Source organism: Comamonas sp. FG99, from assembly GCF_057808605.1.
Map to the genome: position 1 here is coordinate 1 of NZ_JBMDII010000019.1, position 14,097 is coordinate 14,097.

The window sequence follows — 14,097 nt, forward strand, 5'->3', positions numbered from 1 at the left end:
CCCCCGGCCGGGGCGGTGGGCCGATGGCCTCAGCGCGGCAGGCCGGGGGCGCGGGCTTTTTTTGCGGCCAGGGCCTCCATCGCGGCCTGCGCCAGGGCATCGGCCTGCGCCGCCGCCACCGGCGCGCTGGCCATGGGCTGCGGCTGGCCCCAGCCGGCGGGCGGCTGCTCCATGCCCTGGGCCGGAGCACCGGCCGGGCTGCAGCCGGCGCCGGGCTCCGGCAAAGGCGCCGATGGTGCTGGCGGCGGAGGTGGCGCCTGGGCCTGCTCGGCCTCGCCGGGTGCCTGGGTTGCGCGGTGCAGCAGCACCAGCGGGGCGACCTCGGCCACATGCTGCGTGCCAATGGCCTCGCTGCCCTCCCAGGCGGCCAGTGCACGCGCCGCGCGCAGCATCACCAGGTCGGCACGCAGGCCGTCCACCCGGGCCTCTATGCATTGCCGCGCCACCGCGTCGTGCACGGCATCGCTCCAGGGCAGCTGGCCGGCATCGGCACAGCGCTCACGCGCTTGCCGCAGGCGCTCGGCCATGCGGGCCTGCTCCCCTGCATGGGCCAGCAGAAAGCCGGCCGGGTCGAGATCGAAGCGCAGCCGCGCGCGCACGATGGCGCTGCGCAGCGCCGGCTCCTGCGCGTTGGCGAGCTGCACGCACAGGCCCAGCCGGTCCAGCAGCTGCGGGCGCAGCATGCCTTCCTCGGGGTTCATGGTGCCGATCAGCACGAAGCGCGCCGCATGACTGTGCGAGATGCCGTCGCGCTCCACGCGGTTCACGCCCGAGGCGGCCACGTCCAGCAGCACATCGACGATGGCGTCGGGCAGCAGGTTGATCTCATCGACGTAGAGCACGCCCCCATGCGCCTTGGCGACGATGCCGGGCGCGAAGGCCAGCTCGTGGCCCGCGAGCGCCTTGGCCAGGTCGAGGCTGCCGGCCACATGCTCGATGGATGCGCCCAGCGGCAGCGTAACGAACGGCGCGGGCGCGAGCACATCGGCCAGCGCGCGCGCCGCGGTGGATTTGGCGGTGCCGCGCGGGCCCTGGATGAGCACGCCGCCCAGCGCGGGCTCGATGGCGGCCAGCAGCAGCGCCTGTACCAATTGCGGCTGGCCCTGGATGGCCGCGAGCGGGAATGTCGGTGTCATTGCGGCGTTCGTCCTTCCATGAATTCCTCGTGCTCCAGCATCTGCGCCAGCAGCGTATCGTGCAGCGCGCCGGGCTGCTGCCACATGCCGCGGTCGATGGCCTCGAGCAGCCGGGCCACGATGTCGCCCAGGGCCCGGGGGTTGTGCTCGCGCAGGAAATGGCGCACGGCATCATCGCGCACATAGGCCTCGGTGACCAGCGCATAGTGCGTGTCGGACACGAGCTGCGTGGTGGCGTCGAAGCCGAACAGGTAGTCCACCGTGGCCGCCATCTCGAACCCGCCCTTGTAGCCATGGCGCATCGCGCCGGCGATCCACTTGGGGTTGGTGACGCGTGCGCGCACCACGCGGCCGATCTCTTCGGCCAGCGAGCGTATTTTGGCCGACTGCGGGTTGCCATGGTCGCCATGGTAGACGGCCGGTTCACCGCCGCCCAGGTGGCGCACCGCGGCCACCATGCCGCCCTGGTGCTGGTAGTACTCGCTGGAGTCGAGCAGGTCGTGCTCGCGGCTGTCCTGGTTCTGCAACACCACGTTGAGCGCCTGCATGCGCTGCTCCAGGGCCTGGCGCGCGGGCACGCCGTCGGCCTGGCGGCCGTAGGCAAACGCCCCCCAGTGCAGGTAGTGGCGCGCCAGGTCGCCGGCATCGCTCCACTGGCCCGAGCGCAGCAGCTCGTGCATGCTGGCGCCATAGCTGCCCGGCGGCGCGCCAAACACGCGCCACAGCGCCTGCTCGCGGGCCTGCTGTGGCGCCATGCCCTGCCGCGCCCAGGCGGCGGCATCGCGCAGCACGCGGGCGCGGATGGGGTTGTCGCCGGCATCCTCGTCCTGCTCGGCCACCGCGCGCACCGCGGCATCGAACATCTGCACCACGCCGGGAAACGCGTCGCGGAAAAAACCGCTGATGCGCAGCGTCACATCCACGCGCGGGCGGCGCAGGCCCACGCTGGGGATGACCTCGAAGTCCACCACGCGCTGGCTGCCCGGCGCCCACCTGGGGCGCACGCCCAGCAGCGCGAAGGCCTGGGCGATGTCGTCGCCGCCGGTGCGCATGGTGGCGGTGCCCCAGACCGAGATGCCGATGGCCGCCGGGTACTCGCCGTGCTCTTGCAGATAGCGCGCGATCAGCCGCTCGCTGGCCTGCTGGCCCAGCGCCCAGGCGGTCTGCGTGGGGATGGCGCGCGTGTCCACGGTGTAGAAATTGCGCCCGGTGGGCAGGGTGTCGCAGCGCCCGCGCGAGGGCGAGCCGCTGGGGCCCGGCGGCACGAAGCGCCCTTGCAGCGCGCGCGAGAACTGGCGCAGCTCTTCGCCGCCGCTGGCGTCGAGCGCGGGCGCGATCTGCTCGCGGATGCGCTGCAGCACCTGCCGCGTGCCGGCCCAGCCGCTGGCGATCCCGGGCTCGGCCAGCACGCGCAGCGCCAGCAGCTCCAGCCGCTCGCGGGTATCGCCGCCATGGCGCCAGGGGCCAGCGTCGATGTCGGCCAGCGCCTGCGGGCGCGGGCCGCTCCAGGCGGCGGCCGGGTCCATGTCGAGCGGGTTCCAGTCGCAGCCCGGCAGCAGGTCGGCGGCCAGCGCGTTCAACAGGCCCAGCTCGCCCACGGCCGGGTAGCGCGCCAGCGCCAGCAAGGTGCTGTCGCGCAGCCCGCCCGCGGGCGAGCTGCCGAAGATGTGCAGGCCGTCGCGGATCTGGGTTTCCTTGAGCTCGCACAGATAGGCATCGATGCGCTCCAGGATCTGCGCGTCCTGCGAGCGCCCGGCCTCCAGGCCCAGCTCGCGCAGCAGGTCCTGGTCCTTGGCGCAATCGAGGATCTGGCGGCGCAGCAGCGCGGCGCGGCGCAGATCCACCAGCAGCGCCTCGTAGTATTCGTCCACCAGCCGCTCCAGCTCCTGCATGGGGCCGTGGTTCTCGGCGCGCGCAAGCGGCGGCATCAGGTGGTCGATGATCACCGCCTGGCTGCGCCGCTTGGCCTGCGCGCCTTCGCCAGGGTCGTTGACGATGAAGGGGTAGACATGCGGCAGCGGCCCCAGGATGGCATCGGGCCAGCACTGCCGCGACAGCGCCAGGCTCTTGCCCGGCAGCCATTCGAGGTTGCCGTGCTTGCCCACGTGCACCACGGCATCGACGGCGAATACGTCGCGCAGCCAGAAGTAGAAGGCCAGGTAGTGGTGCGGCGGCACCAGCTCGGCGTCGTGGTACTGGGCGTAGTCGTTGCGGCCATCGAGGGAGCGCGCCGGCTGTATGCCAACGAAGACGTTGCCCAGCCGCAGCCCGGCCACCATGAACCAGCCTTCGCGCAGCATCGGGTCCTGCTCGGGCGCGCCCCACCGGGCGCCGATCGCCTCGGCCATGCCCGCCGGCAGCTGGGCCAGGCGCTGGCGGTAGGCCTGCAGCGAATAGCCTTGGCTGGCGGCGCGCAGCGGCCATTGCGCGGGGTCGTTGGCAATGCCCTGCTGCAGCCGCTGCATCAGCGCCTGGCCGTCGGCGGGGCGCTGGGCGGCGTCGCCCAGGCTCCAGCCGTCGTACTCCAGTTGCCCCAGCAGCGCGATCACCGAGGCCGGCGTATCCAGGCCTACGCCGCTGCCCATGCGCGCCTCGCTGCCGGGGTAGTTGGCCAGCACCAGCGCGGCGCGCTTGGCGGCCGCCGGCTTGCTGCGCAGCACGCACCAGCGCCGGGCCAGCTCGGCGATCCAGCGCACCCGGTCGGGCTCGGCCTGGTAGGCGACCACGTCGGTCTGCGTCAGCTCGCAGCGGTGCGCCAGGCCCTTGAAGCTCATGGCGCGCGTCATGATGCGGCCGTCCATCTCGGGCAGCACCACCTGCATCGCGATGTCGCGCGGGCGCAGGCCCTGGGTGTCGGCCAGCCAGTCGTCGCGGTTGGCGCCGCTGGCAATCACCTGCAGCACCGGCACATCGCCGGCCAGCGCCTCGGTGTCGCCGCCGGCGCGCGCATGCTCGCCCAGCGCGGCAAAGGCCGTGGTGTTGAGGATGAGCTGCACCCGGTGCGCCGCGCACAGCGCGCGCAGCGTCTGCAGGCACAGCGCATCCTTGAGCGATTCCAGCGCCAGCGGTAGCGGATTCAGGCCCTCGGCGAGCAGCGCCTCGGCCATGGCGTCGAAGGCCTCGGTGTTGGCCGCCAGCAGATGCGAGCGGTAGAACACCAGCATCACCACCGGCGCACCGGGCTGCCAGCGCGCCTGCAGGTCATCGAGGCCGGGGATGCGATCCGCGGACCCACTCCCCCAGGCCAGCGGCACATGCACGGCCACCGGCGGCAGCACGCGCACCGGCGCGCCTTCCACGGCCTGGCCCAGCCCCCAGGCGGCTGCCATGCGCAGAAACTCGCGCGCGTTGGCCAGGCCGCCGGCGCGCAGGTATTGCCACAGCGCGCGGCTGTGCGCGGGCGCCAGCGTGCCCTTGGCCAGCAGCTCGGCGTCTTCGTGGCTGTCGCCCGAGAACAGCGCCAGCTTCTGCCCCCGCTGCAGCGCCAGCCTGCGCAGCTGCTCTATGCCGTAGGGCCAGGCCGACTCGGCCCCCAGGTGATCGACGATGACCAGCCGGGCGTGCTGCAGCACCTCGTCGATGTACAGATCCAGCGACGCGCTCTGGCGCAGGTGCAGCAGGTTGGCCAGGCGCAGCGTGGGGGCATGGGGCTCGGCCTGGCGCCACAGCCGGTAGGCATCGGCCAGCAGCGACAGCGTGGTGTCGGCCGAGCTGAGCACCACCATCTCGGCGGGCGTCTGGTCGAGCCGGGTGATGATGCTGTCGTCTTCGACAAAGCCGCCGGGGCGGGTGCTGAGCAGGTGCATAACACGCTCTAGGCTTCCGCCACGGCCAGCGCCGCGCGCAGCGCCGCCGCGTCCAGCCCCTTGCCGATGAACACCAGCCGCGTGGCCTGGGGCTCGCCGTCTTTCCAGGCGCGGTCGAAGTAGGCGTCGAAGCGCCGCCCCACGCCCTGCACCAGCAGCCGCATCTTCTTGCCCGGCAAGGCGGCGAAGCCCTTGACGCGCAGCACCGCGTGCTGCTGCACGATGGCCTGCAGCGCCTGCATCAGGCGCTCGCGCTCCACCGCGCCCAGGTCGATGAAGAGCGAGTCGAATTCGTCATGGTCGTGGTCTTCATCATGGTCGTGGTTGGAGTGCCGCTGGTCGATATGCGCCTCGGCCGCGCGCTGCTGGCCCAGCAGCACGGCCAGCGGCACGCTGCCCTGCACCGCCTCGACCATCTTGACCGACGCCGGCACCTCTTCGGCCACCAGCGCGCGCACCTGGGCCAGCGCATCCGGATTCACCAGATCCGCCTTGGACAGCACCACCAGATCGGCGGCCGAGAGCTGGTCCTCGAACAGCTCGTGCAGGCTGGCCTCGTGGTCGAGGTTGGGGTCGGCCTGGCGCTGCTCGGCCACCGCCTGCGGGTCGTGGGCGAACTGCCCGGCCGCGGCGGCGGGCGTGTCGACCACGGTCACCACCGAATCCACGGTGAACACACTGGCGATCTCGGGCCACTGGAAGGCCTGCACCAGCGGCTTGGGCAGGGCCAGGCCGCTGGTCTCGATCAGCAGCACGTCGATGTCGGCGCGCCGCTCGGCCAGCGCCTTCATCACCGGAAAGAATTCTTCCTGCACCGTGCAGCACATGCAGCCGTTGGCCAGCTCGTAGATCCGGCCCTCGGGCGCATCGGCGCCGCCCTCTTCCTTGCAGCCGATGGCGCAGGTCCTGAGGATTTCGCCGTCGATGCCGAGCTCGCCGAATTCGTTGACGATGACGGCCACCCGCAGCCCCCGGGCCTGCTCAAGGATGTGGCGCATCAGCGTGGTCTTGCCGCTGCCCAAAAAGCCGGTGACGATGGTGGCGGGGATCTTGGTGGTTTGCATGAGGTGTTCTCTGTTGGTTGAAAATCAATAGCTACCAGCGCTTTTCAGCAAACGTTTTCCAATACATTTGTATATAAAACATTGCAATACAAGCGCTAGCAGCTATTCTTTTTGCGGTATGCGATCGGGTCCATGCACGCGCAGCGCGGCGTCGACCTCGCGCTGCAGCACATGCCGCACCAGCGTCTGGCGGATGCCTTCGGCATCGAGCGGCCCATACCACACGCCTTCGGGGTAGACGATCATCAGCGGCCCATGGTTGCACGGGTACTGGCAGCTGGTCTGCAGCGGGCGCACGCGCCGCTTGAGCTCGGGCGTGTCGTTGATGGCGCCGGTGAGCGCCGGCCACAGCGCCAGCGAGCCCACCGCCGCGCAGCGCGGGCCGGTGCACCACAGCGCATGGTGGCTGTGCTCGGGCACGCTGGACCAGCCCTTGGGATCGTGCTGCCAGTCGTCGTCGCCAACCACGCTGGGCACATCGGGCTGCCGCGCCAGCGCGGCGCGCACGGCATCGGCCAGCAGCCCGGCCAGCGGCACGGCCTGCGACAGCGGCTCGGCGAAGAACAGGCGCGGGCAGGCGGCGCCGCGCCCGGCCCGCCAGCGCATCGCCACCTTGTGCAGCCAGCGGCGCAGCGCGGCCTCGTCGGGCAGCATCAGCGGCACGATGGCGATGCGGCGCGCGCCGGCATCGGCGCAGGCGCTCAGCGCGGCGGGCAGATCGGGCTGCCAGCGGTCGACAAAGGCGGGCCGCACCTGCGCCGAGAGCTGCGTGGCAAGCCGCTCGGCCAGCCCCGCCAGCTCGGCGGTGGTGGAGCGCGCGACGCCGCCGCGCCCGAGCAGCACGACGGCGGTAGCGGATTCGCAATCAGTCATGGTCGATCCAATAGGCGATGCGCGGCCGCCCGGTGGCCGGATGGGCATCGACCGCGGCATGCACGCCGAAGACGCCGTGTATGGCCTCGGGCGTGAGCACTTCGCGCGGCGTGCCGCTGGCCACCAGCGCGCCCGCTTGCATCAGGTACAGCCGATCGCAGAACTGCGCGGCGATGTTCAGCTCGTGCAGCACCACGAGCACGGTGAGGCCCAGGCCACGCACCAGGCGCATCAGCTCCAGCTGGTAGCGCACGTCCAGGTGGTTGGTGGGCTCGTCGAGGAACAGCAGGCGCGGCTGCTGCGCCAGCGCCCGCGCCAGCAGCACGCGCTGGCGCTCGCCGCCGGAGAGCGTGGCCATGCCCTGCTGCGCCAGGCCCGCAGCGCCCACGCGCTCCAGGCTTTGCAGCACGATGCGCCGATCCTGCGCGCTGTCGGCGGCGAAGCGGCCCTGGTGCGGCAGCCGGCCCAGCGTCACCGCCTCGCGCACCGTGCTGTCGAAGGCCGGCGCGCTGTTCTGGGCCAGCACCGCGGCCTGCTGCGCGAAGGCGCGCGCGTCCATGCACCAGATGTCCCGGCCCTCGAACCAGACCTGGCCGCGCTGCGGCGCCAGCACGCGGTAGAGCAGGCGCAGCAGCGTGGATTTGCCGCAGCCGTTGGGGCCGATCAGGCCAACGCATTCACCCGCCCGCACGCTGAGCGCCGCATCGCGCACGATAGGCCGCCCGCCGGCGGCAAAGCACAGCGCTTGTGCCTGCAGCATCAGCCCTCCTCGCGCGCGGCGCCGCGCCACAGCATGGCGATGAAGAACGGCCCGCCGACAAAGGCGGTGATGACGCCGACCGGGATCTCCATCGGCGCGAACCAGGTGCGCGCCGCGCCATCGACCAGCACCAGGAAGAGCGCGCCCATCAGCGCCGCCACCGGCAGCACGCGCCGGTGGTCGCTGCCCACCAGCATGCGGGTGACATGCGGAATCACCAGCCCGACGAAGCCGATCGCGCCGCTGACCGCCACCATGGTGCCGGTGAGCAGCGACACCACCACGAACAGCTGCCGGCGCAGCCGCTCGGCCGCCACGCCCAGCGTGGCCGCGGCTTCGTCGCCCGCGAGCAGCGCATTGAGCGGCCGCGCCTGCGCCAGCAGCCAGGCCATGCCCGCCAGCAGCAGTGCGGCGGGCAGGCCGAGCGCGGGCCACTGCGTGCCCGCGAGGCTGCCCATGATCCAGACCAGCAGCGCATTCGCCAGGTCGCGCTGGCCGCTGGCGAGCATGATCAGGCTGGTGAGCCCGGTGCACATATAGCCCACCGCCACGCCGCTCAGGATCAGCCGCGCCGCCGGTATGCGCCCGCGCTGCTGCGCCAGCAGATAGACCAGCACGGTGGCCGCCAGCGCGCCGATGAACGCCCCCGCCGCGATCGCATACAGCCCCGCTGCCGCGAACACGCCCCAGGCCAGCACCGACACCGCGCCCACCGAGGCGCCCGACGACACGCCCAGCATGTACGGATCGGCCAACGGATTGCGCACCATGGCCTGCATCACCACGCCGACGATGGCCAGCCCCGCGCCCACCAGCGCCGCCATCAGCACGCGCGGCAGGCGGATCATCCAGACGATCTGGTACTGCGCCAGCGCGCGGTCCGGCTCCGCGGCCAGGCCCGCCAGCTGCAGCAGCTGCGCGCGCACGACGGCCCAGACCTGCCCCATGCCCAGCTGCGCCGAGCCCCAGCCCACGCCGGCCAGCACCGCCAGCGCCAGCAGCGCGAGCAGCACCAGCCCCCAGGGCAGCGCCTTCATGGCTCGAAGCGCACCGGCGTGATGCCGATGTGCCGCTGCGGGTGCAGCGCGGCCGCCAGGCGCTGGGCGGTCTCCACATTGCGCGGGCCGGGCGTGGCCTCGGCATAGCTCATCACGAAAAAGCGCCGGTTGCGGATGGCGCTCACCGCCTGCAACTCCGGTTTGCGCAGCAGGAAATCGATCTTGCCCTGGGCGCTGGGCTGGCCGTAGTCGATGATGACGATCCACTCGGGGTCGCGCAGCACCACATCCTCCCAGTTGCCCTTGGGCCAGTTGCTGGCGATGTCGTCGAAGATATTGCGCGCGCCCGCCGCCTCCATCATGGCCTGGGGCATGCCGTAGCGGCCGACGGTGGTGGGCGCCTTCTCGCCGCTGTCGAACACGAACACGCGCGGCGTGTGGCTGCTGCCCGCCATCTGCCGGCGCAACCCGGCCAGATCATCGCGCAGCCGCTGGATGCGCGGCGCCGCCTGCTGCTGCACGCCGAAGATGCGGGCCACGTTGTCCAGGTCGGTGAAGCTGTCTTCCATCGCCACGCTGGCGCGCTTTTGCACGCGGATGCACGACTCGGTCAGCACGTACGAGGCGATGCCGTAGCGCGCCAGCAGCTCGGGCGTGACGCCGCCCGGGCGAAAGCCGTAGCTCCAGCCGCCGAACACGAAGTCGGCGCGCGCGGCGACGATGTTCTCCAGGTTCATCTCGCGCGACAGATTGGGCACGCGCGCCAGCACCGGCGCCAGCTGCGGGCTGGCCTCCTTGCTGGCATAGACGCCCGAATAGCCTACCAGCTTGTGCGCCAGGCCGAGGAACAGGAACATCTCGGTGATGTTCACATCGTGCGTGATCGCGCGCTGCGGCACGCGCTCGTAGGTCTGCGGCTGGCCACAGACGTTCAGCGTCACCGGCTGCGCCGCGGCGGCCGCCAGGCGGGGCGCGGCGCATAGGACGACAGATAGCACGGCACACGCCGTCAGCAACCCCGGGGTGGCGCGGCGCATGCTCAAAAGCGCGTCTGCGCCATCAGCTCGACGCGGCGGCCCGCGCCCAGCAGCCACTGGTTGTTGTAGGCCGCGCCCGCGTAGACGCGATTGCCCAGGTTGCGGCCGATCAGGCTCAGCGTGGTCTGCGGGCTCAGGCTCCAGCCCAGCACCGCATCGAACACGGTATAGCCGGGCATGCGCTTGGCGGCGCTGTTGGCATTGTCGCCAAAGCGCGCGCCCACGTAGCGCAGGCCCAGCGAGGCGCGCCAGTCGCCCGCGCGGTAGTGGCCCCAGAGATTGGCCGTCACCTTGGGCACGTTGGCCGGGCGGTTGCCGGCGCGGTCGGCGCCGCCGGCCTCGATCAGCTCGTCGAACCTGGCCTTGGTGTAGGCCGCATTGGCCTCCAGGCGCAAGGACCTGCCCAGGTTGTAGGCGCCGCTCAGCTCCAGCCCGCGCGAGGACTGCTTGCCGCCCTGGATGGACAGCGCGGAGTTGTTCGGGTCGCGCGTGATGATGTCATCCTTGGCGATGTGGAACAGCGCGGCCGTCCACTCGCCGCGGCCGCCGGCCAGCTGCTGCTTGAAGCCGACCTCCTGCTGCCGGCCCTGGCTGAGCGTGAAGCCGGTCTGCGAGGCGGCGATCGACAGCAGGCTGGTCACCGGGTCGTGCCCGGTGGTCATCTGCGCGTAGACGCTGGCATGCTCGCCCAGCTTGCGCGTCAGGCCCAGGCGCCACGAGGTGCCGTTCAGATCCTTGTCGAAGCCCGCGCTGCTGAGCAGATCCAGGCGCGAGAACCGGTACCAGTCGCGCCGGATGCCGGCCATCAGCAGCCACTGCTCGCCGATCTTCCAGGCATCCTCGATGAACAGCGCGTTCTGCCGCAGCTCGGACGCCATGCGCGGCAGGTAGGGATCGGGGCTGATCCACGAGCCCAGCACCGGATCGAAGGCCGAGACGGTGGAGCTGCCGCTGTACGGCGAATTGCTGGAGTTGCGAAACCGCGCCTGCGACGCGTCCCAGCCCAGCGCCACCTGGTGCGCGCCGCCCTTCCAGTCGAGCGCCAGGCGGTTGCCGTTTTGCTGCAGCGCATGGCCGATCTCCAGGTAGTCCGAGCGCGCCACCGTGCCCGCGGCGGGGTCGTAGCGGTAATCCTCGATGTTCTTCCAGTGCCGGTCGGCGACGAAGTGGTAGAGCTCGTCGCGCACGGTCAGCGCATCGTTCACCTGCCAGCTGGCCTTGGCCTTGAAGCGGCGGTCGCGGTAGTGGACATCGCTGTCTTCGGTGTTGTAGCCGATGCCGATCAGCTCGCGCGCCAGGCGGCCGTTGGCCACCGGCGTGCCGAAATAGCGCGACGGCGCCTGGTTGCTGATGTCGGCCGTCAGGTCCAGCGTGAAGTCGCTGCGCGGCTGCCAGCGCAGCGCGCTCATCAGCTTGCCGCTTCGGGCATCGTCGAGCGCGCGCTGGCCATCGGTGTGCGCGCCATAGGCGTCGAGCCGGTAGGTCAGCGTATCGCTGAGCGCGCCGGTGGTGCCCAGGCCAATGCGCGCGGTGCCGTGGTTGCCGCCCGAGACCATCAGCTCGGTGGCGCGCTCGCGGCTGGGCTGCTTGCGGATCGCGTTGACCGTGGCGCCCATGCTGCCGCTGCCATACATCAGCGAGGCCGGGCCGCGCAGCACCTCGAAGCGCTCGTAGCCCCAGGTGTCCGCCGGATAGTTGATCGTGCCGGAGCCCACGCCCAGCGAGATGCCGTCCTCGGCCACGCCGACCGAGTTCACACCATAAAAGCCCCGGCTGGCGAACGACAGGCCGCCGTTGCCCGGCGTTGCCGCCGCCGACAGGCCGACGGTGCGGGTGACCGCATCCACCGCGCCGCGGTCGGCGCGCTCGTCGATCTGCTCGGCCGACACGCCGCTGACGCTGGCCGGCAGCTCCAGCACCGGCACGTCCAGCCGGGTGGCGCTGGTGGCGCGGCGCGCGCTATCGAGCGGCGGCGGCGCATCGCGGCTGTCGCTGACCACCACCTCGGGCAGGGTCTGCTGCGCCAGCACCACGGCCGGGCACAACAACAGGTTCAAGGCCGCGCAGCGCGCGGCATGGGGAAGAAGAGAAGCAGGCTTACGAACGCAGCGCATATCCACACCAGATGCAACTGCCTGAAGCGATGGCCACGGCAACAGCCGGACCAGGCGATGGCCACGGCATCGGCCGGGCCAGGCGATGGCCACGGCACCAGCCGCGCCAGGCGATGGCCGCCGCGGCGGCCTTCGCCAAGATCGCCATCCGCACCCCGCAGACAGTTGGAAGCGAGCACCCCCTGGGGGAGCGCTCCGAGATCATCGGCGGGCCGGTCTCCGGGCTCGCAGGCGGCTCGCTGAACGAGCCCCCACCCCACCTTCCCGGGCGGCGCATGGTGTTCGAGCTGGGATCGAATGCGCCTGCCCAGTGGTCGCGGGCGCGCTCGGCGCCTCCCTGGGGTGTTTTCCTGCATACCGTTGCGGGGGCAGCCAAGGCTTGGACCTTGTTCCCGTTTCACCCGCCGCGAACCCATGTCCACGGCAGGCACCTTCCGATACGAAGCACGCCCAGCCTGCAGCAGGCGGGGCGCGCGCGGCGGATTTTAGCAGCTGCTCACACGGCTTGGCCAACGGGAAACATGCCGGCGCGGTCCAGCTCAGCCCAGCGACTCGGTGATCGGCCGCAACGCCTGCGCGCACTCCAGCAGCGCCGGCATGATGCGCTGCTCGATCTCGGCCGTCGACCATGGCTCGCCGATCGAGGTCACGTTCAGCCCCAGCGCGCCGGAACCGGTGGCCCCCGGCAATGCAATCGCGACGCCGAACAGGCCGTTGACCAGCTCCGAGTTCACGAAGCTCCAGCCCCGCGCGCGGATCTGCGCGAGCTCCCGGGCCAGTTCGCGCCTTTCGGTGACGGTTCGCCGCGCCAGCTGCGACATTGCGCCCTGCGGCAAATGCGCCTGCAGCTGGTCTGCGGGCAGCTGCGCGAGCAGCACCCGGCCCAGCGAATGCGCATAGGCCGGCAGTCGGTCGCCCGCGCGCAAGTCCAGCTTGATCGGCCGATCCGCCTCCACGCGCTCGACGAACAGCACGTCGCTGTCGCAAAGCACGCCCAAGGCAGCGCCCACGCCCAGGCTGCGCGAGAGATTGCGCAGATGCGGTTTGGCCGCCCCCGCCAGCCCGAGCGAGCGGAAATAGCGGTAGCCCAGCTCAATGCACCGCGGCGCCAGCATGAACTGGCGCTCGCTTTGATGCAGATAGCCCAGCTCCACCAGCGTCAGCAGGATGCGCCTCGAAGCTGGCCGGGTGACGCCGAGCAGCTCCGCGGCCGACTGGATCGTGACGCTGTGCGTCTCCTCGTCGAAGGCCTCCATCAGCCGCAGCCCGTTGGCGAGGGCATCGAGGAATTCCTTCTTTCCTTCGGGCTCCGCAGCAGCGGGCATGGGGTTGTTTGGCATCTCTTCCTTGGTGGTGGCAACGACTGCGCCAAGGATAAATGCTCCGGGTAGTGACATGGCAGGAGATTTGATCTACATTAAATAGCGAACATATGTTCGCCAATTAAAGGAGACAACAGCATGCAGATATCCCCGCTTTCGCAGCGATTCGGCGTGGCCATCAGCGGCATCGATCTGGAGCAGCCGCTGGATGACACCGAGTTTTCCCGGCTGCACGAGATCTTCGTGGACAGCAAACTGGTGTGCTTCAAGGACCAGTCGCTGTCCGCCAGGGGACAGATCGAGTTCAGCCGCCGCTTCGGGCCGCTGGAAGTGCACCTGCTCACCCAGTACAACCATCCGGACCATCCGGAGATCTTCCGCCTGTCGAACCGGGTGGTCGATGGCAAGCCCATGGGCATAGCGGACGGCGGCTCCTACTGGCATTCCGACTTCGCCTTCCAGGAGCAGCCCGCCAAGGCGACCATCCTGAACGCACAGGAAATCCCGCCCGAAGGCGGCGACACGCTTTTCGTGGACATGGAGGCCGCCTACGAGGCCTTGTCTCCCGAGTGGAAGCAGCGCCTGGACGGCCTGCGCGCGGTGCACCGCTACCGCCGCAAGCCCGCCACCGACGGCCAGAGCACCAGCGTCGTGCTGAACGAAGCGCAAAAGGCGCAGACGCCGGACGTGGTGCATCCGCTGATCCGCACCAACCCCGACACCGGCCGCAAGTCGATCTTTGCGCACAAGGGCATGACCGCAGAGATCGTCGGCCTGCCAATCCAGCAGAGCGAGGAAATCCTGGACTTTCTGTTCGAACACACGCTGCAGCCGCAATTCCGCTACGACTTCCGTTGGAGCCCCGGCGATGTGGTGATGTGGGACAACCGCTCCACCATGCACAGCGCCACCACGCGCCACCTGCCGCCCGGGCAGCACCGCTCGCTGTACCGCACCACGGTGCGGGGCGAGCGCCCGGTCTGAGGC

Annotated in this window: 10 protein-coding genes and 1 riboswitch; of the genes, 1 reads left to right on the forward strand and 9 read right to left on the reverse strand. The window is 70.8% G+C overall.

Annotated elements, in window-relative coordinates:
- Positions 1-29: 29 nt before the first annotated feature.
- From ACODRX_RS14045 to ACODRX_RS14085, 9 genes are all read right to left on the reverse strand, one after another.
- A complete protein-coding gene (locus ACODRX_RS14045; protein ID WP_488872139.1) occupies positions 30-1,136 on the reverse strand; it encodes a magnesium chelatase ATPase subunit I in 1,107 nt (368 codons plus the stop codon).
- Entirely contained in the window at positions 1,133-4,942 is a 3,810-nt protein-coding gene (cobN, locus tag ACODRX_RS14050; RefSeq protein ID WP_488872140.1) for a cobaltochelatase subunit CobN, read from the reverse strand. The genes ACODRX_RS14045 and cobN overlap by 4 nt, the downstream gene beginning before the upstream one ends.
- Before the next feature lie 8 nt (positions 4,943-4,950).
- On the reverse strand, positions 4,951-6,006 hold the full coding sequence (cobW, locus tag ACODRX_RS14055; protein WP_488872141.1) for a cobalamin biosynthesis protein CobW: 1,056 nt from the start codon (positions 6,004-6,006) through the stop codon (positions 4,951-4,953).
- A 102-nt stretch (positions 6,007-6,108) separates the two neighbouring features.
- Positions 6,109-6,879: a CbiX/SirB N-terminal domain-containing protein gene (locus tag ACODRX_RS14060; RefSeq protein ID WP_488872142.1), complete on the reverse strand. Its 771-nt coding sequence runs from the start codon at positions 6,877-6,879 to the stop codon at positions 6,109-6,111.
- Complete coding sequence (locus ACODRX_RS14065; RefSeq protein ID WP_488872229.1) at positions 6,872-7,642, reverse strand: ABC transporter ATP-binding protein; 771 nt, start codon at positions 7,640-7,642, stop codon at positions 6,872-6,874. Before ACODRX_RS14065 ends, ACODRX_RS14060 begins: the two co-directional genes overlap by 8 nt.
- A complete protein-coding gene (locus ACODRX_RS14070) occupies positions 7,639-8,676 on the reverse strand; it encodes a FecCD family ABC transporter permease (RefSeq protein WP_488872143.1) in 1,038 nt (345 codons plus the stop codon). The genes ACODRX_RS14065 and ACODRX_RS14070 overlap by 4 nt, the downstream gene beginning before the upstream one ends.
- Positions 8,673-9,635 carry an ABC transporter substrate-binding protein gene (locus tag ACODRX_RS14075; RefSeq protein ID WP_488872144.1) on the reverse strand — a complete coding sequence of 321 codons (963 nt, stop codon included), beginning with the start codon at positions 9,633-9,635 and terminating at the stop codon, positions 8,673-8,675. The genes ACODRX_RS14070 and ACODRX_RS14075 overlap by 4 nt, the downstream gene beginning before the upstream one ends.
- Positions 9,636-9,676: 41 nt before the next feature.
- A complete protein-coding gene (locus tag ACODRX_RS14080) occupies positions 9,677-11,731 on the reverse strand; it encodes a TonB-dependent receptor (protein WP_488872145.1) in 2,055 nt (684 codons plus the stop codon).
- 250 nt (positions 11,732-11,981) lie between these two features.
- A riboswitch (cobalamin riboswitch) is annotated at positions 11,982-12,238 on the reverse strand.
- A gap of 89 nt (positions 12,239-12,327) precedes the next feature.
- Positions 12,328-13,113: an IclR family transcriptional regulator domain-containing protein gene (locus ACODRX_RS14085; RefSeq protein ID WP_488872146.1), complete on the reverse strand. Its 786-nt coding sequence runs from the start codon at positions 13,111-13,113 to the stop codon at positions 12,328-12,330.
- Positions 13,114-13,248: 135 nt separating this feature from the next.
- Between ACODRX_RS14085 and ACODRX_RS14090 the strand changes: the two genes are divergently transcribed.
- On the forward strand, positions 13,249-14,094 hold the full coding sequence (locus ACODRX_RS14090) for a TauD/TfdA dioxygenase family protein (RefSeq protein WP_488872147.1): 846 nt from the start codon (positions 13,249-13,251) through the stop codon (positions 14,092-14,094).
- Positions 14,095-14,097: the final 3 nt, after the last annotated feature.

Excerpts from the sequence above, each read along its gene's own strand:
- ACODRX_RS14085 (WP_488872146.1), bottom strand. The coding sequence starts at position 13,113 with ATGCCCGCTGCTGCGGAGCCCGAAGGAAAGAAGGAATTCCTCGATGCC.
- ACODRX_RS14090 (WP_488872147.1), top strand. The coding sequence starts at position 13,249 with ATGCAGATATCCCCGCTTTCGCAGCGATTCGGCGTGGCCATCAGCGGC.
- cobW (WP_488872141.1), bottom strand. The coding sequence starts at position 6,006 with ATGCAAACCACCAAGATCCCCGCCACCATCGTCACCGGCTTTTTGGGC.
- ACODRX_RS14060 (WP_488872142.1), bottom strand. The coding sequence starts at position 6,879 with ATGACTGATTGCGAATCCGCTACCGCCGTCGTGCTGCTCGGGCGCGGC.
- ACODRX_RS14045 (WP_488872139.1), bottom strand. The coding sequence starts at position 1,136 with ATGACACCGACATTCCCGCTCGCGGCCATCCAGGGCCAGCCGCAATTG.
- cobN (WP_488872140.1), bottom strand. The coding sequence starts at position 4,942 with ATGCACCTGCTCAGCACCCGCCCCGGCGGCTTTGTCGAAGACGACAGC.
- ACODRX_RS14070 (WP_488872143.1), bottom strand. The coding sequence starts at position 8,676 with ATGAAGGCGCTGCCCTGGGGGCTGGTGCTGCTCGCGCTGCTGGCGCTG.